At 63.5% G+C, this 23,573-nt stretch carries 24 protein-coding genes and 2 rRNA genes; 14 read left to right on the top strand and 12 right to left on the bottom strand.

The window, feature by feature from the left end; all coding sequences use genetic code 11:
• Window positions 1-69: 69 nt before the first annotated feature.
• Window positions 70-321 carry a Txe/YoeB family addiction module toxin gene (locus C8K18_RS26070; protein WP_006052375.1) on the bottom strand — a complete coding sequence of 84 codons (252 nt, stop codon included), beginning with the start codon at window positions 319-321 and terminating at the stop codon, window positions 70-72.
• Window positions 322-331: 10 nt separating this feature from the next.
• Window positions 332-625: a type II toxin-antitoxin system Phd/YefM family antitoxin gene (locus C8K18_RS26065; RefSeq protein ID WP_029971804.1), complete on the bottom strand. Its 294-nt coding sequence runs from the start codon at window positions 623-625 to the stop codon at window positions 332-334.
• A gap of 565 nt (window positions 626-1,190) precedes the next feature.
• On the opposite strand from C8K18_RS26065, the gene C8K18_RS26060 reads away from it, so the two are divergent.
• The 8 genes from C8K18_RS26060 to mdcH are packed head-to-tail and all read left to right on the top strand — an operon-like array spanning window position 1,191 to window position 8,326.
• Window positions 1,191-1,967 (top strand): GntR family transcriptional regulator, encoded by a 777-nt coding sequence (locus C8K18_RS26060; protein ID WP_006052377.1) that lies wholly within the window; start codon window positions 1,191-1,193, stop codon window positions 1,965-1,967.
• 8 nt (window positions 1,968-1,975) lie between these two features.
• Window positions 1,976-3,637 (top strand): malonate decarboxylase subunit alpha, encoded by a 1,662-nt coding sequence (gene mdcA, locus C8K18_RS26055; RefSeq protein WP_006052378.1) that lies wholly within the window; start codon window positions 1,976-1,978, stop codon window positions 3,635-3,637.
• Entirely contained in the window at window positions 3,637-4,674 is a 1,038-nt protein-coding gene (locus C8K18_RS26050) for a triphosphoribosyl-dephospho-CoA synthase (protein ID WP_107710411.1), read from the top strand. The genes mdcA and C8K18_RS26050 overlap by 1 nt, the downstream gene beginning before the upstream one ends.
• Before the next feature lie 5 nt (window positions 4,675-4,679).
• Complete coding sequence (locus C8K18_RS26045) at window positions 4,680-4,994, top strand: malonate decarboxylase subunit delta (RefSeq protein WP_006052380.1); 315 nt, start codon at window positions 4,680-4,682, stop codon at window positions 4,992-4,994.
• The gene (locus tag C8K18_RS26040; RefSeq protein WP_107710412.1) at window positions 4,991-5,887 is read left to right on the top strand and encodes a biotin-independent malonate decarboxylase subunit beta; all 897 of its coding nucleotides are present in this window, start codon (window positions 4,991-4,993) and stop codon (window positions 5,885-5,887) included. The genes C8K18_RS26045 and C8K18_RS26040 overlap by 4 nt, the downstream gene beginning before the upstream one ends.
• A complete protein-coding gene (gene mdcE, locus C8K18_RS26035) occupies window positions 5,884-6,699 on the top strand; it encodes a biotin-independent malonate decarboxylase subunit gamma (protein ID WP_107710413.1) in 816 nt (271 codons plus the stop codon). Before C8K18_RS26040 ends, mdcE begins: the two co-directional genes overlap by 4 nt.
• Window positions 6,699-7,394 carry a malonate decarboxylase holo-ACP synthase gene (locus C8K18_RS26030; protein ID WP_107710414.1) on the top strand — a complete coding sequence of 232 codons (696 nt, stop codon included), beginning with the start codon at window positions 6,699-6,701 and terminating at the stop codon, window positions 7,392-7,394. Before mdcE ends, C8K18_RS26030 begins: the two co-directional genes overlap by 1 nt.
• Window positions 7,394-8,326: a malonate decarboxylase subunit epsilon gene (gene mdcH / locus C8K18_RS26025; protein WP_107710415.1), complete on the top strand. Its 933-nt coding sequence runs from the start codon at window positions 7,394-7,396 to the stop codon at window positions 8,324-8,326. The genes C8K18_RS26030 and mdcH overlap by 1 nt, the downstream gene beginning before the upstream one ends.
• A gap of 27 nt (window positions 8,327-8,353) precedes the next feature.
• On the opposite strand, the gene C8K18_RS26020 is transcribed toward mdcH, so the two are convergent.
• A complete protein-coding gene (locus tag C8K18_RS26020; RefSeq protein WP_107710416.1) occupies window positions 8,354-9,292 on the bottom strand; it encodes a LysR family transcriptional regulator in 939 nt (312 codons plus the stop codon).
• 187 nt (window positions 9,293-9,479) lie between these two features.
• Here C8K18_RS26020 and C8K18_RS26015 point away from each other — a divergent pair, with 187 nt between their 5' ends.
• Both C8K18_RS26015 and C8K18_RS26010 read left to right on the top strand, forming a co-directional pair.
• Window positions 9,480-10,259, top strand: coding sequence for a putative hydro-lyase (locus C8K18_RS26015; RefSeq protein WP_107710417.1), 780 nt, complete (start codon window positions 9,480-9,482; stop codon window positions 10,257-10,259).
• 67 nt (window positions 10,260-10,326) lie between these two features.
• Window positions 10,327-11,628, top strand: coding sequence for an MFS transporter (locus tag C8K18_RS26010; protein ID WP_107710418.1), 1,302 nt, complete (start codon window positions 10,327-10,329; stop codon window positions 11,626-11,628).
• A 36-nt stretch (window positions 11,629-11,664) separates the two neighbouring features.
• Here the strand turns inward: C8K18_RS26010 and yjfF are convergent, their stop codons facing one another.
• The 5 genes from yjfF to C8K18_RS25985 form a co-directional block, all read right to left on the bottom strand.
• Window positions 11,665-12,762, bottom strand: coding sequence for a galactofuranose ABC transporter, permease protein YjfF (gene yjfF / locus C8K18_RS26005; RefSeq protein WP_029971815.1), 1,098 nt, complete (start codon window positions 12,760-12,762; stop codon window positions 11,665-11,667).
• Entirely contained in the window at window positions 12,759-13,802 is a 1,044-nt protein-coding gene (locus tag C8K18_RS26000; protein WP_029971816.1) for an ABC transporter permease, read from the bottom strand. Before C8K18_RS26000 ends, yjfF begins: the two co-directional genes overlap by 4 nt.
• Window positions 13,799-15,412, bottom strand: coding sequence for a sugar ABC transporter ATP-binding protein (locus C8K18_RS25995; protein ID WP_107710419.1), 1,614 nt, complete (start codon window positions 15,410-15,412; stop codon window positions 13,799-13,801). Before C8K18_RS25995 ends, C8K18_RS26000 begins: the two co-directional genes overlap by 4 nt.
• 320 nt (window positions 15,413-15,732) lie before the next feature.
• Window positions 15,733-16,719, bottom strand: a complete 987-nt coding sequence (locus C8K18_RS25990) for an ABC transporter substrate-binding protein (RefSeq protein WP_006053251.1) — start codon at window positions 16,717-16,719, stop codon at window positions 15,733-15,735.
• 565 nt (window positions 16,720-17,284) lie between these two features.
• The gene (locus tag C8K18_RS25985) at window positions 17,285-17,899 is read right to left on the bottom strand and encodes an alpha-ketoglutarate-dependent dioxygenase AlkB (RefSeq protein WP_107710420.1); all 615 of its coding nucleotides are present in this window, start codon (window positions 17,897-17,899) and stop codon (window positions 17,285-17,287) included.
• Window positions 17,900-18,245: 346 nt separating this feature from the next.
• Between C8K18_RS25985 and C8K18_RS25980 the strand changes: the two genes are divergently transcribed.
• Window positions 18,246-18,830 (top strand): malonic semialdehyde reductase, encoded by a 585-nt coding sequence (locus C8K18_RS25980; protein ID WP_006053254.1) that lies wholly within the window; start codon window positions 18,246-18,248, stop codon window positions 18,828-18,830.
• Window positions 18,831-18,839: 9 nt separating this feature from the next.
• Here the strand turns inward: C8K18_RS25980 and C8K18_RS25975 are convergent, their stop codons facing one another.
• Entirely contained in the window at window positions 18,840-19,178 is a 339-nt protein-coding gene (locus C8K18_RS25975; RefSeq protein WP_029971820.1) for a hypothetical protein, read from the bottom strand.
• Between the two features lie 415 nt (window positions 19,179-19,593).
• Here C8K18_RS25975 and C8K18_RS25970 point away from each other — a divergent pair, with 415 nt between their 5' ends.
• Window positions 19,594-20,757 (top strand): metallophosphoesterase, encoded by a 1,164-nt coding sequence (locus C8K18_RS25970; RefSeq protein ID WP_107710435.1) that lies wholly within the window; start codon window positions 19,594-19,596, stop codon window positions 20,755-20,757.
• 99 nt (window positions 20,758-20,856) lie between these two features.
• On the opposite strand, the gene C8K18_RS25965 is transcribed toward C8K18_RS25970, so the two are convergent.
• Window positions 20,857-21,393: a hypothetical protein gene (locus tag C8K18_RS25965; protein WP_107710421.1), complete on the bottom strand. Its 537-nt coding sequence runs from the start codon at window positions 21,391-21,393 to the stop codon at window positions 20,857-20,859.
• 338 nt (window positions 21,394-21,731) lie between these two features.
• On the opposite strand from C8K18_RS25965, the gene C8K18_RS25960 reads away from it, so the two are divergent.
• Both C8K18_RS25960 and C8K18_RS25955 read left to right on the top strand, forming a co-directional pair.
• The gene (locus tag C8K18_RS25960; RefSeq protein WP_006053258.1) at window positions 21,732-21,986 is read left to right on the top strand and encodes a GlsB/YeaQ/YmgE family stress response membrane protein; all 255 of its coding nucleotides are present in this window, start codon (window positions 21,732-21,734) and stop codon (window positions 21,984-21,986) included.
• A gap of 884 nt (window positions 21,987-22,870) precedes the next feature.
• Window positions 22,871-23,104 carry a lipocalin family protein gene (locus C8K18_RS25955; protein WP_258196203.1) on the top strand — a complete coding sequence of 78 codons (234 nt, stop codon included), beginning with the start codon at window positions 22,871-22,873 and terminating at the stop codon, window positions 23,102-23,104.
• A gap of 49 nt (window positions 23,105-23,153) precedes the next feature.
• On the opposite strand, the gene rrf is transcribed toward C8K18_RS25955, so the two are convergent.
• Window positions 23,154-23,267, bottom strand: a 5S ribosomal RNA gene (rrf, locus tag C8K18_RS25950).
• 224 nt (window positions 23,268-23,491) lie between these two features.
• Window positions 23,492-23,573: ribosomal RNA gene (locus tag C8K18_RS25945) — 23S ribosomal RNA — on the bottom strand; the annotation flags it as partial.

Here is a 23,573-nt window from a genome sequence, read left to right as displayed (position 1 = left end):
GGGCATGCCGCTGGTCGCTGGTCGCGCAGTGGTCGCTCAGTACTCGCTCGGTGGTCGCTCGGTACTCGCTCACTGGTCATAGTGAAACCGGCATGCGATCACATAGATCTTTCCATCTTTCGGCAGATACACGAGCCGATCGGCAAACGTGATGCGGCGCGACCAGAAACCGCTCAGGCTGCCGACGAGCGGCTCCGGTTTTCCCGTGCCGATAAACGGATCGCGCCGGCACTCCTCCAGCAACGCATTGATCTTGCGGACGACCTTGCGATCGGTCTCCTGCCAATACACGTAGTCGTCCCAGGCGTCGTCGGTAAACATAAAGATGCTGTCAGCCTTTGCGGCGTGTTCGTTGCGGCTTTTGTGTCGGTTCATCGGTCAGCAGTTCGCGCGGGGCCGCACCGCCGGCATTCAACTGGGCAATGGATCGCGCGAGCCGCTGGGCATTCTTCGACGAACTCAGCAGATACAAGGTCTCCTGCATCGCGTTGAAGTCTTCCAGCGACACCATCACCACGTTTTCGCCACTTTGTCTCGTAATGAGCATCGGTGCGTGGTCGCGGCAGACTTCATCCATTGCCTGCTTAAAGCCGGCTCGGGCCTCGCTGTAAGTAAGGACGTTCATGGGTTATCCGGCCTGCGAGGTTGCCCTCCGGCCACTCCTGTCAAAAGTTAGAAAACGCTTCCGCCGCCGTGCGGTTTGCCTGCCCTTGCGGTTGCGGGTCGGGCTGGCGATTTGCGGCTGCCGGTCGAAGCGTGGCGCAAAAGAAAAGACTTGGGGCCACTGCGACCATTGTACAGACCACTGTACAGCGCGGCAAACATCGGACTGCGGACGAACGCACCTTCTAACGAACAGCAGCATGCCTCTCCACGACCGCCTGCGCCAGTCGGCCGAATGGCCAGGGGCCACGCCGAGCGGCCCTTTCGCCTTGCTGGACGGTGCTTTGCGCTTGTCTGTGGCGCGAACGAAATCACAAGCAAACGAGCGACTAGCGCGAGCGCTGTCAGAGCGAGCGGCAAGCCCATCGCATGCACGCGAAAAGACGCCGCGACAATCAGAAAATTCACGCACTCACCGCTGAGCGGTCCGAACGATGCCGCCCACGAAACGCCCGCGCCGCCCACGCAAAAAATCTCCGGGTTTGCCCGCGTTTAAATACCTCATTTTTGTATATAATATTTGAACCATGAGCGACACAACCACCGACCTTCTTCCCTTGGACACGCCCGCGCGCGCCCCGCTGCTGCGGGCGGCCGCACCGCGCGAAAGCACATCACGCGTGATCGCCGACGCGTTGCGCGAAGCGATTATCGACGGCACGCTGGCGCCCGGCGCGCCGCTGCGTCAGGACGCGATCGCGCGGCACTTCTCGGTCAGCGCAATTCCGGTGCGCGAGGCTTTGCGCCTGCTCGAAACCGAAGGCTGGGCGAAGGTCGCGGTGCACAAAGGCGCGACGGTCGCGCCGTTGTCGGCGGATGAAGCGCGCGAAATCTACGAGATCCGTTCGGCGCTCGAGAGCCTTGCAATCGGACTCGCCATTCCGAAGCACACGGCCGCCACGTTGCGCGAATGCGCCGCGCTCGGCCGGGCGGCGGAGCGCGAGGCAGACCCGTCGCTCTACGTCGCGCGCAACGCGGCGTTTCACATGAGCCTGTATGCGCCGGCCGCGCGTCCGCAGCTCGAAGACCTGATTCGCGTACTGCATCGGCGGGGCGAGCGTTACTTGCGCCTGAAGTTCGGCTTGCCGTCCTACAAGGGCGAATCCGACGATGAACACACCGAATTGCTCGACGCCGTGCGGCGCCGCGACGTGCCGGCCGCCCAGGCGCTCGTCGTCGCACATCTGCTCGGCACGGGCGAACTGCTGCACCGTTTCCTGACCGAACGCGCGCAGGCGGAAGCCGCGCTCGCAAGCCAACCCAAGCCGCGCGGCCGTCCGCCGCGCGCTACTACCGGGAGTTGATTGAGCCGATGAACGCACCCGCCGAAGCACCATCCGCCGCACGTTCGTGGACCACGCGCCGCGACGAAAAAAAGCGCCGCCTCGCGGCCATCGCGCCGTGGCTCGAAGACGGCGTGCTGCCGTCCACGCGCATCGTCGATGCGCTCGAGACGCTGATCCAGCCCGGCGACCGCGTCGCGCTCGAAGGCGACAACCAGAAGCAGGCCGACTTCCTGTCGCGCTCGCTGGCCAAGGTCGATCCGCAGAAGCTTCACGATCTGCATCTGCTCATCTCGAGCATCAGTCGTCCTGAGCATCTGACGCTGTTCGAGCGCGGCATCGCGCATAAAGTGGATTTTGCGTTTGCCGGCCCGCAAAGCCTGCGCGTCGCGCAACTGCTCGAAGACGGGCAACTGGAGATCGGCGCGATTTATACGTACGTCGAACTGTATGCGCGCATGTTCGTCGACCTCACGCCACATGTCGCGCTGCTGTGCGCGGAAAAAGCCGACCGTCACGGCAATCTCTACACCGGTCCGAATACCGAGGACACGCCCACCATCGCCGAGGCCGCAGCGTTTCGTCATGGCATCGTGATCGTGCAGGTCAATGAGATCGTCGATGAACTGCCGCGCGTCGATATTCCCGGCTCGTGGGTCGACGTGGTCGTGGAGGCGGACCGCCCCTTTGCCGTCGAACCGCTGTTCACGCGCGATCCGCGCCATATCGGCGACCTCCAGGTGCTGACCGCGATGATGGTGATACGCGGCATCTACGCGCCGTACGGCGTGACGTCGCTGAACCACGGCATCGGCTTCGACACCGCGGCCATCGAACTGCTGCTGCCCACTTACGGCGAGTCGCTCGGCCTGAAGGGCAAGATCTGCCGCAACTGGACGCTTAATCCGCATCCCACGATGATTCCCGCGATCGAATCGGGCTGGGTCGACAGCATCCATTGCTTCGGCAGCGAGGTCGGCATGGAGGCGTATATCGAGGCGCGCCCCGACGTGTTCTTCACCGGCAGCGACGGCACGCTGCGCTCGAACCGCGTGCTGTGCCAACTGGCCGGGCAATATGGCGTGGATCTCTTCATCGGCTCGACGCTGCAGATCGACGCGGACGCCAATTCGTCGACGGTCACGCGCGGCCGTCTTGCCGGCTTTGGCGGTGCGCCGAACATGGGTCACGATCCACGCGGCCGGCGTCATTCGAGCGAAGCGTGGCTCAAGCTGCTGAAAGATCAGGGGCCCGTGTCGCGCGGTCAGAAGCTCGTCGTGCAACTGGCCGAGACGTACAAGAAAGGCGGCGAACCGACTTTCGTCGATGAACTCGACGCGGTCGCGGTCGGCGCGAAAAACGGCATGCCGATCGCGCCCGTCATGATCTACGGTGACGACGTGAGCCACGTCGTCACTGAGGAAGGCATCGCGCATCTGCACAAGGCCGAGGGCATCGACGAACGGCGCGCGGCGATTGCCGCGGTCGCCGGCGTGACGCCGATCGGCCTGCGCGCGAAGCCGGAAAAGACGGCGGAGTTGCGCCGGCGCGGCATCGTCGCGTATCCGGAAGATCTCGGCATTCGGCGCGGCGAAGCGAAGCGTTCGCTGCTCGCGGCACGCAGCATCGACGATCTCGTCACCTGGTCGGGCGGTTTGTACGCGCCGCCGGCGCGCTTCAGGAGCTGGTGATGAGAGCCGCTGCTTTGTTGGAGCGTGAAGATGTGTCATGCGCGTCCGCGATAGAGATGCCCGAGCCGCTCGCGCGAGCGTGTGCCTGGACCGAGCGCGGGGACGCGCCGTATGGCCGGGCCACGCAAGCTCTGCATCCGGTCACGACAGCGGCCGCTGCTTCTGACGAACGTGTCGCGAAGCGCGCACAAGACTCATGCCCTGACTCGCAACTTGCCCATTACGCCGTGACCGCGCTGATCGACGAAGCCGAACTCACGCCGAAGCCCGCGCTCGTCGACCGGCGCGGCAGCGGCGCGCATCGCGATCTCGACCTCGCCATCATGCGACGCTCGGCGCACGCGCTCGAGCCGACCTTCGCCGCGCTCGCGCGCACGGCGCGGCGGCGCGGCAAGCCGTCGGCGCTATTGCGCACCGAACTCGCGCAAATCGGCCGCGCGGGCGAGCAGGACATGCTGCGCGCGACCGGCGGCAGCAACGCGCATCGCGGCGCGATCTGGATCGTCGGGCTGCTGGTCGCGGGCGCGTCGTTCGCGGATGCCGCGCTCCGGCTCGACCCCTCGGCGATCTGCCGGCGAGCCGCGCAGATCGCCTGCTTCCCCGATCGCTTCGCAGCCGCCACCGACAGTCACGGCGAACGCGCGCGTCAACGCTATCAGGTCGGCGGCGCGCGCCGCGAGGCGCAGGAAGGCTTCCCGCATGTGATCGCCGTCGGCTTGCCGGCGCTGATCGCGGCACGCGAGCGCGGCATTGCCGAAGATGCCGCGCGCGTCGACGCCCTGCTCTCCATCATGGCCTCGCTCGACGACACCTGCCTGCTGCATCGCGCGGGTCTCGCAGGCTTGCATGCAGGCCAGCACGGCGCGCGGCGCGTGCTGCAAGCCGGCGGCAGTTCGACACGCGCAGGCCGTGACGCACTCGCCGCGCTCGAACGCGACTTGCTGTCGCTCAACGCATCGCCCGGCGGCGCAGCCGATCTGCTCGCCGCCACCCTTTTCCTCGACATGCTGGCGCATCACGACGTCAGCGGGAGCTGAGCCTCATGGAACATCTGACCTTCGACTATCCGGCGCAACGCGCCGTCACGGCCCGCGCGCACGTCGGCGTGGTGGGTTCGGGCGATCTGGAAGTGTTGCTCTCGCCCACCGATAATCCGAACGCGCTCGCTGCACATGTCGTCGTGCGCACGAGCGTCGACGGCTACAGCCATATCTGGAAAAGCGTGCTGGACCGCTTTTTCACCCGCTACGACGGCGCCGCGCAAATCGAAATCAACGACTTCGGCGCGACGCCGGGTGTGGTCGCATTGCGGCTCGCGGAAGCGGTCGAGGCCGCGGAACAGGGAGACGACGCATGAGCACGCCCGCGACTGTGCATGCCGCGCCGCTGCTGCGCGAGAGCTTCATCGAGTTGCCCGCGCGTGAGCGCGCCCGCGCGCTGCTCGACCCGGGCAGCTTCCGCGAACTGCTCGGCCCGTTCGACAGGATCGAATCGCCGTGGCTGCCGCTGCAAGGCGTCGTGTGCCAGGCCGATGACGGCTGCGTGATCGCGCGCGGCACGATCGACGGCGAGCCCGCCGTGATTGCCGCGATCGAGTCCGCGTTCCAGGGCGGCAGCATCGGCGAAGTGTCGGGCAGCAAGATCGCCGCCGCGCTCGAGATGGCGTTGCGCGATTGCGAGCGCGGCAAGATCGTACGGCCGGTCGTGCTGTTCGAAACCGGCGGCGTGCGGCTTCAGGAAGCCAATCTGGGCCTCGCCGTGATCGCCGAGATGCAGGCGGCCATCGTCGCGCTGCGCCGGCATGTGCCGGTGGTCGGCGTGATCGCGGGCATGGTGGGCTGCTTCGGCGGCATGTCGCTGGCCGCGGCGTTGTGCTCGTATCTGGTCGTGACGAAGCAGGGACGGCTCGGCATGAACGGGCCCGAAGTGATCGAGCAGGAAGCGGGCATCGACGAACTGGATGCGTCCGACCGGCGCCGCGTGTGGCAGTTGATCGGCGGCGAGCAGCGCGTGGCGAGTTCGCTCGCGGACCGGCTCGTGGACGACGACGCCGCGGACGTGCGCGCCGCCGTGCATGCCGCGTTCGTGCAAGGCGTGCCGGCCGCGCATCGCAGCGAACAGGTCGACACGTTCTTGCAGCGGCTCGCGCGGATCGATCCGGCGAGCGTCACGCCGGAGAGCATGCGCGAGGTCTATGCAGCCGAAGCGACCCAAGCGCCACAATCCCAGTCACGCAAGGAGCAAGCATGAGCGACACCTCACTGAGCCGCGGCGCGCGCTGGTTCCATGCGCTCGCCGGCGAATCCCGCAACGCGGCGCCCGTGTGGAGCGCCGACGCGCCGCTCGGCGGCGAAACCGCCCGCTTCATCACCGTCGTGCCCGACGCCGCTAACCGCTTTCCGCGCGCGACCGACAACGTCGTCGGACTCGAACAGGGCTGGCTGCTCGCGCGAGCCGTTCGCGAAGTGATCGCCGACGATGCGGCAAGCGCCACGCGTCGTCCGATCGTCGCGATCGTCGATGTGAAGAGCCAGGCGTACGGCTATCGCGAGGAAATGCTCGGCATTCATCTCGCGTGCGCCGCAGCGGTCGACGCGTATGCGTCCGCTCGCGATGCGGGGCATCCGGTGATTGCGCTGATCGTCGGACCGGCGATGTCGGGCGCGTTCCTCGCGCACGGTTATCAGGCCAATCGCATCGTCGCGCTCGACGCGCCCGGCACGATGGTTCACGCGATGGGCAAGGAAGCCGCCGCGCGCGTCACGCGCCGCACGGTCGAGGCGCTCGACGCGCTCGGCGAGACGATCGTGCCGATGTCTTACTCGATGGCCTCGTTCGCGAAGCTCGGTCTGCTCGATCAATTGATCGAAGGTATCGACGCCGACGCGCCGGACGCCGCGCAGATCGCGCGCGTGCAGCAGGTGTTGTGCGAACAGATCGGCAGTGCGCGCGCCGGCAGCCGCACGCTTGCGCGTCGGCTCGAATCCGCGGCGGCGCAGAAGAACCGCGCGGCGTCCATCGAAGTGCGGCGGCGTCTCGCCGAGCAATGGGATGCCGTGTAATGCCGATCTGCGCCGCGCCGCCGTTTGCAAGCGAGGCCGCTGCGTCGTGCGACGAACGCTGGCGCGCGCATGACTTGCTGCGCTTGCGGCGCCTCGCTGCATTCGACGGCGAACCCGACTGGGTGCGCGATGCGTTCGAGCGCGCGCCGTATGCGGTCGTGCGGCGCGCGCTCGCCGCGCCCGGCTTCGTTGCGATTGGCTTGCGCGGCGCGCAGCGATCTCAGCGGTACGGCACGTGGGCGGCATCGACGGATATTGTCGAAGCCGTTTCGCCCGAGGCGTTGGTGCGAAACGAGCCCGATGCAACGCGCGCCGCGTTGCCCGCGTTCGTCGCGTTCGCCCGGTTGCAACGGGATGCACAAAGCGCACTCAACGCGCTTGTCTGGGGCCCGACCGGCAGCGTTGGTTTCGAACTCGCCACGCAAACGGCAGCAGTCACGCAATCGAGCGATCTCGATCTATTGATTCGGACACCGGAACGATTGTCGCGTGAATGCGCGGTGGACTTGCTAAGCAATCTGGAAACGCTCGCGCGCGAAACCGGCATTCGCATCGACGCGCAACTCGAGACACCAGCAGGCGGCGTCGCGCTCGCCGAGTGGGCCGCCGGCAAGCCACGCGTGATGGCGCGTCATGCAAGCGGCCCGCAATTGCTTGCCGATCCGTGGGTCTGCGTTCATCGGACGGAACTCTGATGCTCGCGCTGATCTTCCCAGGCCAGGGCGCGCAGAGCGACGGCTTTCTGCATCGGCTGCCGTCGCATCCCGCCGTGCGCGCAACATTCGATGAAGCGTCCAGCGTGCTAGGCGCCGACGTGCTCACACTCGACACGCCCGATGCGTTGCGCTCGACCGTTGCCGTGCAATGCGGACTGACCGTCGCAGGCGTGGCGATCGCGCGTGCCCTCGCGGATGAAGGACTGACGCCGGACCTGAGCGCCGGTTTGTCGGTGGGCGCGTACCCGGCGGCGGTGAGCTGCGGCGCGCTCCCTTTCCCCGACGCTTTGAAGATGGTCCGCCGCCGCGCGGAACTGATGGAAGCGGCGTATCCATCGGGCTACGGTCTCGCGGCTGTTTCCGGCTTGACGGAGCATGAACTCGCCGCGCTCGCCGCACGGCACATCGACGAAGGCGAGCCGCCCGTCTACATCGGCAACGTGAACGCGCCGCGTCAGATCGTGATGGCAGGGGCGAACACCACGCTCGACAGTTTCATCCACCGCGCTCTGCATGCGGGCGCGCGCAAGGCCACGCGTCTTGCGGTCAGCGTTCCTTCGCATTGCGAACTGCTCGCGCAAGCAAGCGACGAACTGAGCGCGTATGCGCGCACGATTCCGTTTCACGCGCCGCAAAGCGTGTACATCGGCAATCGCGGCGGCCGTCCGCTGTATACCGCCGATGCGATTCGCGACGATCTCGCGACCAACATGCGCTACACGGTGCGCTGGTTCGACGCGCTCACCGTGATGCAGGAAATGGGCGCGCGCGTCACGATCGAGGCGCCGCCTGGCCAGGTGTTGACCGACATCACGCGCGAGCATTATCCGGAGATGGCCGCGCTTGCAGCGAGCACGCTTCCGTTCGAACGGCTCGCCGCGACGGCGCGGCGGCGCCTCGAACGCGAGTAGCGAGCCGCGCTTCATGCAGCGCTTGATCTAGCGCTTTTCGATCAACTGCCGCCCCATCGCTTTCGCATACTGATCGCACGCATTGCGTGCGACGCGCGCGGCCGCCAGCACGCCGACGTCCGCGTCGTCGCGGTAGTACATCGCTACATTGATCGGCGGCGGCAGCGGGCGCACCTGCAAGTGCCCCAGTTCTCCGCTCCCGAGAAACGGCTCGACGAAAAGCGCGGGCACCGCCGCGATGCCATAGCCGTCGCGCAACAGCTTCACGATGACCGCAACGGAAGGCATGCACGTTACCTGCGTGTCCGCAAACGGCACGCCGGCGCGCCGCGCAAGCGTCTGCACGATAGCCTCGACGGCGATTTGCGGCGCGGTGCCGCGGCCGAACGTCAGCACCGGTTTACTCAACAGCGTGTCGGCATGCTTCGCGCGAGTCGCGGGGATGAGGTCGCTGCGCGCGATCCAGCGCACCGGATAACTCGCGAGTAGCGCGGATACGATCGACGTCTCCAACTCTCCCACTTCTTCCACCTGAATCACGAGATCGAGTTCGCCCGCGCGCAGACGAGGGCCGAGCACCGCGCTTGAATCCACGGTCAAGTCCACGACGATGCGGTGGTACTCGAGGTTCAGCATGCGAATGTAGTCGGGCAGCCAGCTATGCACGACCGTTTCGATCACACCGAGGCGCAGACGCGTCGCCAATTGCGTTTCGTCCTGCGCGGCGAGTTGCAGCGAGCGCGTGGCCTGCACGACCGAGCGCGCATGCGTGAGCAGACGCTCGCCGTTTGCCGTGAGCTTGAACTCAGGCGCGTCGCGCTCGATCAATTCGACGCCAAGCTCGGATTCCAGCGTTTTAATACGCAACGAAATCGCGGCGGGCGTGGCGTGCATCGCGGTCGCCGTCGCGCGAAAACTGCCGAGCCGCGCGAGCGTGAGAAACGTTTCGACGAAGCGGGTATTCATTGCATGAGATCTCGCGATAACGAATGAGGCGCGAATGAGGCCCACGATCATCGCCGGAAAACGGGTCGCGCCGCCGTTAAGTTTAATTTAACGAAACGCAAGAAAAACTCGCTGGATCGATATTTTTGACGTTACTAATCTGGAACGCATCAGAAGGCCAGTCCCGTCAACGTCAGTCGAGCAGTTCATGCCCTACACGCCATCCGAGTTTCGTCAGCAAGTGCGCAGCGGTCGCCTGTCCGGTCCCACCGCGGGTTATTGCGGCGACTATGCGCAAGCCAATCTCGCCATTCTTCCGCAGCAATACGCTGGCGATTTCCTGCGTTTTTGCACGCTCAACCCGAAGGCGTGTCCGTTGCTCGGCATCGGCGAACCGGGCGCGTGGAGCGTGCCCGCAGTCGGCGCGGCTCTCGACATTCGCAACGACGTGCCGGCGTTCTATGTGTATCGCCACGGCGAACGCGCGGAGGAAGTGCGCAGCCTCGATGAACTGTGGCGCGACGACCTCGTCGTGTTCGCGATCGGCTGCTCGTTTTCCTTCGAGGAAATGCTGCGACGCGAAGGCATCGGTCTGCGTCATATCGAACAGCAGGTCAATGTGCCGATGTATCGAACGCGCGAGCCCAATGTGCGCGCCGGCGTGTTCGGCGGCAATCGCGTTGTTTCCATGCGTCCGATGAAAGCCGCCGACGCCATCCGCGCGATTCAGATCACGAGCCGCTTTCCTGCTGTGCACGGCGCGCCGGTGCATATCGGCGATGCGTCGTTGATCGGCATTCGCGATCTGTCGCGGCCCGATTTTGGCGATGCGGTCGAGATCCACGACGACGAACTGCCGGTGTTCTGGGCCTGCGGCGTCACACCGCAAGCCGCGATAGAAAGCGCGCGCCTGCCATTTGCGATCGCGCACAAGCCGGGGCACATGCTCGTCACCGACATCCTCAACACCACGCTCGCCGTGATCTAGCGCGGCGCCATTTCATCCGCAAGCCGCGCGCGAAGACGCGGTCCATCACGACGACCGGAGTTCAAGCATGGAAACCAAAGCGCAGTTGACCGCGGACGCCGAGCGCTACGGCGCGTCCGACGCGGGGAAAGGCCCGTTCGCATGGTATCGGCGGATCTCCGCGGCCGAGAAGCGTGCGTTCTGGAGTTGCAAGATCGGCTACGTGCTCGACGCAATGGACACGCAGTTCCTGAGCTTCGTAATTCCGACACTGATCGCGACGTGGGGCATCACGCGCGGCGACGCGGGACTGATCGGCACCGTCACGCTGCTGAGTTCAGCGGTGGGCGGATGGGCAGCGGGCGTACTGTCCGATCGCGTCGGACGAGTGAAGACCTTGCAGATCACGATCCTCTGGTTCGCCGTTTTCACGCTGGCGTGCGCGCTCGCGCAGAACTTCTCGCAGTTGCTGTGGGCGCGAGGATTGATGGGACTCGGCTTCGGCGGCGAATGGACGGCGGGCGCCGTGCTGATCGGCGAAGTGATTCGCGCACGCGACCGAGGCAAGGCGGTGGGGCTCGTGCAGGCGGGATGGGCGATTGGCTGGGGCGTGTCGACGTTGCTCTTCATGGCCGTCTTCTCGCTCGTTCCCGCCGACTACGCGTGGCGCGTGCTGTTCGCGATCGGCATCGCGCCGGCGCCGTTCGTGATCTGGATTCGCCGCTTCGTCGAAGAACCGGAGGTGCATCGGCGGCAGAAAGAGGCGCAGCATGCGGCGCAGGCGCGTCCTTCGCTGTTTGATATTTTCCGCGGCGACATCGTCTGGACGACATTGCGCGCGTCCATTCTCGCGACGGGTGTGCAAGGCGGCTACTACGCGGTGACGACGTGGCTGCCGACGTATCTGAAGACGGAGCGGCACCTGAGCGTGATCGGCACCGGCAGCTATCTTGGCGTCGTGATCGTCGGATCGTATTGCGGGTATCTGACGGGTGCGTATGTGAGCGACCGTATTGGCCGCAAGCGCGCGTTCATTGCGTTCGCTCTCGCTTCGTGCGCGATTGCATCGATCTACACGCAGCTTCCGCTAGATAACTTCTCGATGCTGATGCTCGGCTTCCCGCTCGGGTTCTGCGCGTCCGGTATTTTTTCAGGCATGGGTGCGTTCCTGACCGAACTGTTTCCTACGCGCATTCGCGGTTCGGGCCAGGGCTTTTGCTACGACTTCGGCCGCGCTGTCGGTGCGACCTTCCCGTTCCTGATCGGCTACGTGTCGCAAACGATGACGCTCGGCCACGCAATCGGCGCATTCGCGGCGGCGGCCTATGGAATCGTGATTCTCGCCGCGCTTACGCTGCCGGAAACGCGAGGCCGGGCGCTCGACGACTAAAAAAGCGCGCCCCTGCCAGCCTCTTTAGTGCGAGGCTCAAGCCTGTTCGGGCGCGCGGCCTATCACATGCGAGTCGGTCGCTGCCGACGTTTCTCCATGCGCGCGTTCGCGTCCAGACGTGACGACCGCGCCGGTGCCGCCGGGACGCCGCACCGACTTCGCATGCCGTTCGATCAGCCGCTGCAGCAGGCAGAAAGCGCACAGCAGCGCGCCGATCACGATGCGGGTCCACCAGGAACTGAGCGTGCCGTCGAACGTAATCAGCGTCTGGATGGTGCCCAGAATGCCGACGCCGAACAGCGATCCGACCACATAGCCGACGCCGCCCGTCAGCAGCGTTCCGCCGATCACGGTCGCGGCAATCGCGTCGAGTTCCATGCCCTGCCCTTGCAAGCCGTAGCCGGACAGCACATAGAACGTGAACACCGCGCCACCGAGCGCCGAGCAGAAGCCGCTCAGCGCATACACGCCGATGCGCGTGTGCGCGACCGGCAAGCCCATCAATAGCGCGGAGCGGGCATTGCCGCCCACCGCGTACACGTTGCGGCCAAAGCGCGTGAAGTGCGCGATGAAAATCGCGCCGACGAGCGCGACGAACGCGATCAGCACGTTCGCGGTCACCGAGCCGATGCCGATGTCCAGACGGAATGCGGAGATCGCGTGGAAAGTCGGATCGGTGATCGTGATCGACTGCGTGGTGATCAGGAAACACAAGCCGCGCGCGAAGAACATGCCGGCGAGCGTCACGATAAACGCCTGCAAACGAAAGAAGTGAATCAGCGCGCCCTGCACGGCGCCGAACACGGTGCCCATCAGAAGAACGATCGGCAGAATGATCCATACCGACAGATGCAGCCGCTCGGACAATACCGCTTCTACAATCGTAGTGAGCGCAACGACGGAACCGACGGACAGATCGATCCCGCCCGACACGATCACGAACGTCATGCCGATGGCGACAATCAGCAGGAACGCGTTGTCGACCAGCAGATCGAGCAGCACCTGCCACGAGAAAAAGCCGGTGTACATGACCGAGCCGAAACCGAACAGCGCACAGAACAGCAGGATCGTAACCGCGATGGGCAAGGTGCGCGGATCGACGATATGCGCCCACGCTGCGAACAATCGTCTCATCGTGCCACCCCGCGTTGCTTGATGATCTGCATCCCGAACGAAACCGCGAGCGCTCGCGCAGCCGGCGACTGAATCACGCTCACCGCCAGCACGACTGCTGCCTTGACGACGAGCGTCGCTTCTGGCGGCACGCCGATCGAATACGTCGTGTACGTTAGCGTCTGAATGATCAGCGCCCCGAGCACCGTGCCTGCGAGACTAAAGCGGCCGCCGAGCAGCGACGTGCCGCCGAGCGTCACCGCGAGAATCGCGTCGAGTTCGAGGAGCAGGCCGGCGTTGTTGCCGTCGGCGCTGCGCACGTTCGAGCTGATGAGAATGCCCGCCATTGCCGCCGTCAATCCCGAGAATCCATACACCGCAAAAACCAGCGCTTTCGAGCGCAAGCCAACAAGGCGAGTCGCCACCGGATTCACACCGATGGCGCGGATAAAGAGCCCCAGCGCCGTTCCCTCGACGAGCGCCGCGGTGGCCAGCACAGCGAGCGTCGCAATCCACACCGAGCATGGCACGCCCAGCCAGTATCCGCCGCCGACAAACAGATAGCCCGGCGCGCCGATCGGAATGATTTGCCCCGCCGTCAGTAGTTGCGCGATGCCGCGTCCCGCGACCATCAGAATCAACGTTGCGATGATCGGCTGCATCCCGACAAACGACACGAGCACGCCGTTCCACATGCCGCTCAGCACGCCGACGATCAACGCCGCGAGCAACGCCTGAGCGATCAGGCCGCCCGTCGGCACGGGTTGCGTGGCGAGGATCGTCGCGGCCGCCGCGCCCGCGATAGCCACCACTGCGCCGACCGAAATGTCGATGCCGCGCGTCGCGATGACGAGCGTCATGCCCGTTGCGACGAGCACGAGCGGAGCCGCACGATTCAGCACGTCGATTGGCGCGCCGAACAGATGGCCGTCGAGCATGCGCAATGACAGAAAGTGCGGATTGACCCAGAGATTGAGCGCACACAACAACGCCAACGTCACGCATGGCCAGATCAACGGACGCTCGACGCCGTCACGCGCAAGCCAGTTCGATAGCTTCATTCGCCGCTCCCCGCGATGAGTCGGTAGATATTGTCTTCGTTCGATGCCGTGCCTTTGACTTCCGCAATTTTGCGGCGGTCGCGCAGCACGGCTACCCGATGACTGACGCGCAGCACTTCGCTGATCTCCGACGAAATGAACAGAATGCTCAGGCCGTTCCCACACAGTGCGAGCAGGCGATCCATGATGTCGAATTTCGCGGCGACGTCGATGCCGCGTGTGGGCTCATCCAGAATCAGCAGCTTCGGATCGGTCGCAAGCCAGCGCGCAAGCAGCGCTTTTTGCTGGTTGCCGCCGGACAGCAGACCGATAGGCTGCTCCGCGTCCGAAGCCTTGATGCCGAGCCGCTCGATCCACAGATCGGCCAGCTCGCGCGCGCGCTGACGGTTGATCTTGCGCCACCAGCCACGCCTCGCCTGCAACGCGAGAAGGATGTTCTCGCGGATCGACAGGTCGGCGACGATGCCCTCTTTCTTGCGATCTTCGGCGCAGTACGCAATGCCGTGGCGCACCGCATCGTGCGGGGATCGCAGGCGCACCGGCTTGCCGTCGACGAGCATCGTGCCGCTGTCGGCACGGTCTGCGCCGAACAGCAGCCGCGCGGTTTCCGTACGCCCGGAGCCGAGCAGCCCGGCGAGTCCGAGTATCTGACCGCGCTGCACGTCGAGGTCGATTGGCTGCAAAGTGCCGCGTTTGCCGAGGCCGCGTAGTTCGATAAACGGCGGCGCGCTGTGATCGTCTTGCGTGTCGTCGCTGGGGTCGCATGCTTCGTGAGCGGCTTCGCGCAGACGCTCGCTCATGCGCTCGTGACCGACCATCTTCGAGACGAGCAGATCGGCGGGCAAATCGCGCGCGAGATATTCCCCCTCGCGTTCGCCGTTGCGCATGACCGTGATGCGGTCGGAAATGGCATACGTCTGCTCGATGAAGTGCGTGACGAACAGTATGGCAATACCCGATTGCTTAAGATGCCGAAGTATTTTGAAGAGTTGCGCGACCTCACTGTCGTCGAGGCTCGACGTCGGCTCATCGAGGATCAGCACGCGGGCATCGACGGAAAGCGCTCTGGCGATCGCCACCATCTGCTGGACCGCGATCGGATAAGCGTCGAGCGAGCGTGTGACGTCGAGCGTGATGTCGAGGCGCGCAAGCGCGGCTTGTGCGCGGCGCTTGATGTCGGGCCAGTCGATCGCGCCGAAGCGCCGCGGCTGCCGGCCCGCAAAAACGTTTTCCGCGACCGACAGGTTCGGGCACAGATTCACTTCCTGATAAAGCGTGCGCACGCCTGCCGCTTCGGCTTCCTGCGGCGACGCGAAGGCCACGACTTCGCCTGCGAGACGGATCGTGCCGGAGTCGGGCGCGAGGACGCCTGTCAGCACATTGATCAGCGTCGATTTGCCGGCGCCGTTCTGTCCCATCAACGTATGGACTTCGCCGGGGAAAAGCCGGAAATCGACGCCCTGCAGCGCCTTCACGCCAGGGAATGTCTTCGTGACGCCGGTTGTTTCGAGAATCGGCTCGTGCGCGTCGCCGTGGTCGGCGGACGCAGCGGCGGCGGACCTTGTCGTGCTCGTGGCCGGCGGTTTGGGTTCGGAAGCGGGATGCGTCATAGACCTCGCTCGAGCGGCGGTGCGTGGGTGGCTGGTGCCTGCGTGCCGTGGTGCCTGTGTGCCGTGGTGGCTTCATGAGGCACGTTTCGACATCGGGTGAAAAGAGACCGTCCGCTGCCCAAGCAATCGGACGGTCAGGCACCGCTGGAGAAACGTTACGTGCTGGTTTGGCTGTGTGCGTTTGCTGGTTGCGTTTGCTGGTTGCGTTTGCTTGTTTCGCTTGCTTGTTTCGCTTGCTGCTTGTTGCTTGTTGCTGCGTTATTGCCCGCTGACGCAGCTTGCAAGCAAGTGTGTTTGCAAGGATGCCTAACTACTTTTTCCTAGTACTTTCGCGTCGGCAAGGTCTGCGCTGCGACGCTCATCGGGAACACAGTCTCTTCCGTCAGGATGCGCTTCGGCAAAGGCTTGCCGGCTACCACGTCCTTGACCGCCGACATCAGTTGCGGTCCGAGCAGCGGGCTGCACTCCACGTCGACATTCATCTTGCCTGCGGCCATGGCCTGGAAGCCACCCTTGGTCGCATCGAACGAAACGACCACGACGTCCTTGCCCGGATGCATGCCCGCCTCTTCCATCGCCTGGATTGCGCCGAGCGCCATGTCGTCGTTATGCGCATAAACCACGTTGATCTTGTTGCCGTAGCTCTTGATAAACGCTTCCATCACCTGCTTGCCGCCGGCCAAGGTGAAGTCGCCGCTTTGCGACGCAATGATCTTGAACTTCGGATCGCTCTTGATGACTTCGATCAGGCCGGCGTGCCGGTCATTCGCCGGCGCGGAGCCGACCGTTCCCTGCAATTCGGCGATGTTGACGGGACCTTGTGCGTCCTTATAGTGATCGGCGAGCCATTTGCCGCCGCGGCGTCCCTCTTCCAGGAAGTCGGAGCCGATCATCGTCACGTACAGCGAGGTATCTTTGACGTCGATGTTGCGGTCCGTCAGGATCACCGGAATCTTCGCGGCCTTCGCCTCACGCAGCACCGGTTCCCAGCCGGACTCGACGACCGGCGAGAAAGCGATCACATCGACTTTTTGCGCGATATACGAGCGGATCGCCTTGATCTGGTTTTCCTGCTTTTGTTGCGCGTCGGAGAATTTGAGTTTGATCTTGGCGTCGGTCGCCGCGGATTTCACCGACTCGGTATTGGCGGTCCGCCATGCGCTTTCCGCGCCGACCTGCGCGAAACCCAGCGTGATCTGTTTGTCCTGCGCGTGCGCGCCGGGGGTTGCCAGCGTCAGCGCGCCGACACCCGCGCACAGCGCGAGCGCACCCAACGCACGACATGCGGCGCGTCGTGTATTCGCCATGACTGTCTCCTGATCGTTGTTGTGTAGGCGATCCATCGAATCCGACCGGCCGTTGCGGCTGCCGCGAAGCGTGGATCGTGATGTAGCGTAGTGTGCCGGGCGTTAACAGTCCAATCATATGATTCGCGGGAGCAATATCAATTTTGGTATAGACGGGGGTTGGGGCTGTGCGGGTGTGTGCGGGTGTGTGCGGTAGTTGACGTGGTGGTTACGGCTTGGGGGTCGGCTGGTCGTTGATGGTTTTTATGCGCTTACATTGGCGAGTCGAGCCGTGCGTCGCCTGGTTGGCAGGTCGCAGGGTGAAGTTGAGATGGATGGTCCGGGTGCTTCCAGTGCATCGGGTGCATCGGGTGCATCGGGTGCATCGGGTGCATCGGGTGCGGTCTGCGTTGGGTCGGGTTGCCGTGGGGTCTGCCGTGGGGTCTGCCGTGGGGTCTGCCGTGGGGTCTGCCGTGGGGTCTGCCGTGGGGTCTGCCGTGGGGTCTGCCGGTGGGTCTGCCGTGAGTCTGCCGGCGGCGGGTCCGGTCCCGGCGAAGAACTTTGCAGGCGCACATCGCCGCCGGATTTAGCCGCGCGACGGTCCGCCGGCCCGCGTATGAGGCGCAACCCACCGGAAAGTCAAATTAATGCGTTCGCCGACAACCCGTGGCTCTTTCGGCACCCGATGCCGCCATTCCGCCTGTGTCTTGCCCTTCATGACCAGCAAGCTGCCGCCTTTGAGCGAGAACGACTGGACGGCGCCGGTCTTGTTGTGCCGCAAGTCGAATGTGCGTGCCGCGCCCAAGCTCACCGATGCAATTACCGGTTCCGGTCCCAGTTCCGGCTCGCGGTCGGCATGCCAGCCCATGCTGTCCGCGCCGCTTCGGTAGCGGTTGAGCAGGACGCTGTTGAATCGGGCTCCGCAAGCCGCCTCAGCTTCGGCCTTCAGTTCGGCGACGGCTGCTGTCCACGGCTGCGGTTCGTTACGGATACCGGAATAGACATACACAGCGTCGGCGTCGCCCTGCCATGCCGTCAGCCGCGGCAGCGCGACGCGACCGCCGGGCGTGCCCATGGTGTCCTGCCGCCATTCCACTTCGACGATGAGTCGCGCGAGGAACTGCTCGGCCGTTTCGGGCGCCAGCCAGTCGGGATACCAGTCGACGTCGGGAGCCGGAAGATCATCGAAAAGATCCGTCATGTTTGTGTGTGCGAGCGCAGCGCGGCGCGGCGGTAGAACGTTGGCTATTATGGCTGCAATGGCCGTTAGGAGTTTCGCGGCATCGTGGCGGCTTCACGGCAGTCTTGCCGCGGCTTTACTGCGGCTTCGTTGTGGTCTCTTGCCACTTCACCGTAGCTTCGTTGAGGCTTCGTCGCGCTACTGTCGCTGCTCGACTGCGGCCGCCTGCGGCTTCGGTTCCCGCCTGCTGGCGCTATTTAGTGCGCGTTGCGGATGCGTCTATGGCGCCGCCTGCCGAAGTTTTCATTCCGCAGACTTCTTCCCGCCAACGCGCTTCCAGTATCGGTTCCTTGAGTGGACAACCATCATGACTCTTTCGGATCAAGCACTCGACCAACTGTTCCGCCAAGCGCGCACGCACAACGCCTGGCAGCCGAAACCCGTCGATGACGCGCTGCTCGGTCAACTTCTCGAACTCACGCTGCTCGGCCCCACATCGGCCAACTCGAGCCCGGGCCGTTTCGTCTTTGTGAAAAGCGCGGCGGCCAAGGAGAAGCTGCGGCCGGCATTGTCGGCCGGCAATGTCGATAAAACAATGGCGGCACCGGTTACGGCGATTGTCGCAATGGACATGGCGTTCTATGAGTATCTGCCTAAGCTTTTTCCGCACGCCGACGCTCGGAGCTGGTTCGCTGGTAACGACAAGGCGATCGCCGAGACCGCATTTCGCAACTCGACGCTGCAGGGCGGCTACCTGATTCTGGCGGCCCGCGCGCTCGGCCTCGACACTGGCCCAATGTCAGGCTTTGACGCGGCGAAAGTGGACGAGGCGTTTTTCGCGGGCACGACAGTGAGGTCGAACTTCCTGGTCAACCTCGGCTACGGCGATGCGTCGACTCTGTTTCCGCGCAGCCCGCGCTTCAGCTTTGACGAAGCCGCGCGGATAGAGTGAAGCGCCGCTTTAGCTGAAGATCGCGATGTAGAACACCACGACGCCGATCACTGCGCCGACAAAGCAGAAATTCTCTTCTGTGCCGTCGCCATTCGAACGCAGCCACGCGCCGACCACGCCGAAAAACCCCGCGATACCCAGCGCGACGCATAGCATGACGATGTAGAAGAGCGCGCTCTTGCCTAGTTCGGAGAAGTCGACATTGCGCACGCCGAGATACAAACCCAACGCCATCAACGATATGCCAACGAGAGGGAGCATGACATGGCTGCCCTCATATCCAACGTGATGCGCGCGGTGCGCAGAGTCCCCGTGATGAAAACGATGGCCTGATCCGAGCAGTTTCATGATCGCCTCCCGCCTCGCCGTTTGCAGGCGATAACAACAATCGAGCCGGGCCGCTGTTTGGTCAGTCGATTTGGCAGCGGCTCTTGATGCCGACCGGCTCACTTCCAGAATACTCCACCCGCATCGGCAATTCAAAGCCCATTTAATTAGGGTTATCCGGGAACTTGCGGACCTTTTCGACCCGCTGGGACCGTGGATTGAGCACGCCCGTTGCATGTCTCAACAGCACTGCTGCGCAGCAATACAAGCTGGCGTCGCTTTGCACGCTCAGTGTTTTTGCGGCCGTCTGCGCACGAGCGCGCATGCCGGTAGAATGGCCTTCGCCCTAGCCTTGGTCGCTCGCCGCGTCACTACGGCAACTGGCCGCCGCCGTTCAGCTCATGCCCTCCGGCTCTTACCCGCCCTCACCTTCCCTATGCGCCGCTCATCGTTTCTTGTACGCCTCATCTTCATTGGCATTCTGCTGCACATCTATGTGGGCTTCCGCCTGATCCCCGACATGCCGGTGAGCATCACTGTCCGCTGGCTATCGGGGTTGTGGCTTGTGCTGTCCGTCTTTGTGATTCCGCTGGGCATGCTCGCGCGCACCATCAAACAGCAGCCGCTGGGCGATCGGCTCGCGTGGGTCGGCTTGCTGGCGATGGGTTTCTTCTCCTCGCTGCTCGTGCTGACGTTTGTGCGCGACCTGACTCTCGCCTCACTCATGACCGTGGACGCGATGCGGCCTGGCACGATCCCTCTCGAACGTTGGCGAACCGGCACTGCGGCGGCTGTGCCATTGCTTGCATTACTGTCGACGCTGATCGGCCTCTTTAACGCTCGCCGTCGCGCAAGAGTCGTGACAATCGAGGTCCCGATCGACGACTTGCCCGCTGCCCTCGACGGCTTCACCATCGTTCAGATCAGCGACATTCATGTGGGCCCAACCATCAAACGGCGCTATGTCGACGCTATTGTCGACGCAGTGAATCGTCTGAAGCCTGACCTCATAGCCGTAACGGGCGATGTCGTAGACGGCAGCGTGCCGCAGTTGACTCACCACACGCAGCCGCTCTCGCGGTTGGCTGCGCGTCACGGCGCATACCTTGTTACAGGCAACCACGAGTACTACGCGGGAGCCAATGCATGGATCGACGAGTTCCGTCGGCTCGGACTCCACGTGCTACTGAACGAGCATGTGGTGGTCGAGCACGACGGCGCCCGCGCCATAATTGCCGGCGTGACCGACTATTCAGCCGGCCATCATGATCCCCTTCACCGCAGTGACCCAATGGCCGCAATCGCGGACGCACCAGGCGACGTGCTGATCAAGGTACTTCTCGCCCACCAGCCACGGTCCGCCGAAGCAGCCGCTGAAGCGGGCTTTACACTGCAGCTCTCAGGTCATACACACGGTGGTCAGTTCTTCCCGTGGAATTTTTTTGTGCGGTTTCAGCAACCCTTCACCGCCGGCCTCGCTCGCCTGAACGGGCTGTGGGTGTACACGAGTCGCGGCACCGGCTATTGGGGACCGCCAAAACGGCTCGGCGCACCATCAGAAATCACACGATTGCGCCTTGTGCCCGGCCAGCCAGACTAAGGCAGGAATCTAGCGAAGGCGACTGTGACGCTGAAAGGACTACGCCTTTTTTTGCTGGGACGCCAGTCAATCGCTATGGACGCAACATGAATATGCGCTTTACTGCACGGGCGCCACGGCGACACTGACTTGCGGCGCGAACGCGACCAACACCTGCATCCCCGGCGTTACATTGACGAGTTTTGCCGGGTCGCGGCCCTGAATGTGGAACACGGCTCCGTTCGGCCCTTTCAATGCCATGACACCCGACGCGTGGTCAATCGCCTGGACTTCTGCACTGACATTCTGTTCCGGCTTCGCTTGCCCGATCGGCGCCGCAACGGCAGCGGCCGCACCCTGTCCATCAGCACCGCGCGTAACGCTGATCACGGCATTGCGCATCATGCGGATATGGACTTTGCCGCCTTGAGCTATTCGCGCAAGATCTCGCGTATCCGTAATGTCGAACGACGCCTCGCCACCCTGCGGGTCGCGCACAGTCACTGAATGCCTTGCGTGGTCGACGGATTTCACCACGCCCTCGGCCTGCAACGTGCTGCTCCCTTCAAACGGCGCGGGCAGCCCTGCAGCGAACGACGCAAAGGAAGCTGCGGCGACGAACGCACCAGCAACGATCCCAAGAGCTTTACGTTTCATACATTCCTCATTGACGTGAACGGACTCGAACCGGCGCCGTGGTGCCAACCGGTATCGTGCGCCGAGGCTTAGAACGTTACCGCGCGCGCAGATACGGGTGTTTCGGATAGTGTGTTTTTAATGATGGCGGACGTCAACGTTTGGACTCCGTATCGTCTTGTCGATTGGTCTGCATCGACCATGGAAATTTCCCAGAGACGCCGGTACACGTTTGGTCTACAGCTGGCTTACAAGACATTGAGACAATGTTAATTCTGTATCCTGAATATGGACTGCCCAGGAAGCTTCGACTAAGCTCTGTCACCGCGCATTGTTCACTTAACTATGGAGTCTCGATTATGGAACACAGCATCATTGCATGGCTTATCATCGGCGCGATCGCAGGCTGGCTTGCTGGCGTGCTCGTTAAAGGTGGTGGGTTCGGGCTTATCGTCGACATCATCGTCGGGATCGTTGGCGCGTTCGTCGGCGGTTGGCTCGCCCGCGTGCTGCACATCTCGCTCGGGAGCGGCTGGATCGGTTCGATCATCACCGCAGTAATCGGCGCAGTCATTCTGCTGTTTATCATCCGGCTCGTCCGACGAGGCAGCTGAGTTCAGCGTGAGCCTCTCCGGCGTCAGCGGCAATGCCGCTGGCGTCGGTCTCGCGCTCTTTTCACCGGCCTTGCGCTTTTTGTAGCGGTCTCGAGCTTGCACCGCTTTGCGGCCGGTTACACCTTCCCTTCGCTGCGTCGGCAACATTGATTACTGCTTGCCGCAGCCGCCTATGCCAGCGTAAAGCAAGTTGCAGCCGATGCGGGTGGTCCTCCGCTCTCTGCGCATCTTGCAGCACTAACGACATATCTTCCGATATTGCTGATGCGCTCTGTCTTGAATATCGGGCATGACGCGTCTGCGCGGCGCGAGGTTTCGCAGTCGTCGTTGCGATTGAGTCGACGTCGCGTTAGTCATGTCGACGATGCAGAGCCTCCAGCACTAAGTTCAGAATGCGACTGCGTTCGCAAATGACTTCGTCGCAAACATGACGCGTCCCTTATTGCCTTAAAGATCGCGTCGCCCGTGTGGCTTCCGTCCGGTTCTATTGCGACCGGACAAAAGCCACTGAATGACTTGCGGACGGTTGTTGAGCTTGTGTGGCGTAGCATGAACCGACGGCAGTGACGCTCGAGTTCGCTCAACACTAACGCGTAAAACGCAGCCGAGAAAAGTCTATCGACTCCAAATGGCGAGCGTGAGCTTGCCGGTATGCTTGAATTCAACCTCAAACGCGCGCCACACTTGTTCAATAGTTTTCGATGGCGCAAAGACGCACATAGACGATGCGCCCGTACTATATCCACAATCGTACTGATCCCCGCTTGGAATCGCTGCAAACGTCGAATGGAATTGCGCGAACGTGCAGTCCTGAATTTGTCACTTACGGCACCGTACCACCGCTTTTGTGAAGCCTCGTCGAGGCGGCAATGCTTTGGGACTATCTGGCCGGGGCCGGCGATTCGCCTTCCCATAGTACCGCTATGCAGCTCGATCCGCTGATGGACGACCAGGAACTGGACTCGCGGCAGTCGACCGGCGCGGTGTACTGGGAAGGCGCGGCGCGGGTGAGCCGCGATGGCGCGGAGCTCGGGCGGGCGTATCTGGAACTGACCGGCTATGCGGGCGCTCTGCGCATGGGCGCGCCGCATTCTCCCGCCCTTTATTCCGCCGTGTAAACGCAGAAACCCCACCTTTGCGGGGTGGGGTTTCTGACACTGCTGGGGAGCCTGACGATTACCTACTTTCACACGGGTAATCCGCACTATCATCGGCGTGGAGTCGTTTCACGGTCCTGTTCGGGATGGGAAGGGGTGGGACCGACTCGCTATGGTCATCAGGCTTTGACGGGTTGCTGTAGCGCTCAGGGAGCAGTACAGCCAATCGGGAAGAAGTAGCTGAGAGGATGCCTCTCGTTTTGCACGTTTATGCGTGCGGGCTGTGCTGTTTCTGGCACAACATCGATCACTCAACCGTGTGTGGTCTGCATAAGACCCTGCGCGTGGCGCAGGGTGGGGCATCCATAAGTGCTGAAGCACTAACGGCTGCCGACACACACCTGTTATAGGATCAAGCCTTACGGGCAATTAGTATCAGTTAGCTGAACGCATTACTGCGCTTACACACCTGACCTATCAACGTCCTGGT

Source organism: Paraburkholderia sp. GV068 (assembly GCF_003058125.1).
Classification (GTDB): Bacteria; Pseudomonadota; Gammaproteobacteria; order Burkholderiales; family Burkholderiaceae; genus Paraburkholderia; species Paraburkholderia graminis.
Note: the sequence above shows the minus strand (reverse complement) of the source record. Positions and strands in the feature narration are given on the sequence as shown.